The sequence below is a fragment of the Lactobacillus sp. C449L genome (genome assembly GCF_059900815.1).
The window spans coordinates 1-1,221 of record NZ_JBWXGA010000010.1; the positions used below are offsets into that span (position 1 = coordinate 1).

Below are 1,221 nucleotides of genomic sequence, written 5' to 3' on the forward strand. Positions count from 1 at the left end.
GCTTGATGTCCGGCCGGATGTGATAGAGAAGGTCGGCGTAGATTCCCGGCGGATCGCCGAGGCGGAAGTGCCATCCCTCGTTGATCGAGACGCGTTGCCGCTGCGCCGCCGCCGGCATGGCGAGCCCCAGGAGGCCGACAGCCGCGATCACTGCGAGCAGCATACGGGACTTCGAGATGGCGCTGCCGCTCGCTGTTGCCTGAAACATGCGTCCTGTCCTTCTTACTGCGGCGCGTGACGCGCCGGAAACCTTGCCGTTCAATGGACGTCGAAGCCGGCGACGATCATCTCGCCGGGCGGGCAGCCGGTCCGGCGGGAGGGCCCAGGTAACTGTCCGGCAGCTCGCCCGTATAGAGGACCAGCTTCTGCACCAGCATGTTGTCGTCGATGCGCCACAGCTTGATCGTGTGGACCCCTGCGGCGAGAGAACCGAGCGGCGCCTCGAGCGGAAAGGCGTTGTCGCAGACGGCTTGCTCCCAATCGGGATGATCGACCCGGAGGTTCATCGTCAGCATCCGGACCGGGCCATCATCGACCGAGACGCCGATCCGCAGCCCGCCGCCGCCCCGCGTGTCGAGGGTCGGAACCATGTACAGCCGAAGCGTCGCGTCGCCGCCGCGCGCAAGCGTCACGTCATAGTCGAGCCGGACGCCGTCGCCCACCGTGGTGGAGGGCTTGCCCTGCGGGAATACGCCGACCGCTCCGGCCGTGCGGCCCAGGTGGGGAATCGCCCGCCACGTCAGCCCTTGGGCCGATACATGGCGCGTGAAGTCCGTCGCTTCGACCGCCGCGTAGGAAGCGTCCTTCGCCGGGTGCGTGGGAGACGTGAAGCGTATCGGGCGGGCTCCGCCCGCTACCCGCGTGACGGCGGGCATCACGTCCGTCTTCGGGTCTTTCCAGGAGGTATAGCCGAACTTGGTCTGCAACATCATGCCGTCCCACTTGCCGCCGTTCAGCCTGTGATAGACGTCGCTCAGCCGCGCATCGCGAGCGAATGCGGCCGCGGCCCGATCGGCGAAGGCATTGGCGCGGGGATCGCCGGCCGCGGCGAGCCGCCGGTTCCAGGCGACCGCATAATGAACGTGGTGGAGATTGGCCATCGCTGCGATCGGATACTCGACGAGCTGGAAATAGGCATCGCGCTGTTCGGGCGAGAGGCGGCTCCGCACCTGTTCCATGCGGCGCTCGAGCGCATCCCATTCGGCGACGATGGCACCGAAT

General features: G+C 67.4%; 2 protein-coding genes. Both read right to left on the reverse strand.

Features of this window, described 5'->3' with window-relative positions; genetic code table 11:
• Positions 1–208: hypothetical protein (locus AC2JF9_RS07940; protein ID WP_500726722.1), on the reverse strand; the 208-nt coding region annotated here is incomplete at its 3' end.
• A 76-nt stretch (positions 209–284) separates the two neighbouring features.
• A partial coding sequence (locus tag AC2JF9_RS07945) for a hypothetical protein (RefSeq protein ID WP_500726724.1) occupies positions 285–1,221 on the reverse strand: 937 nt, incomplete at its 5' end.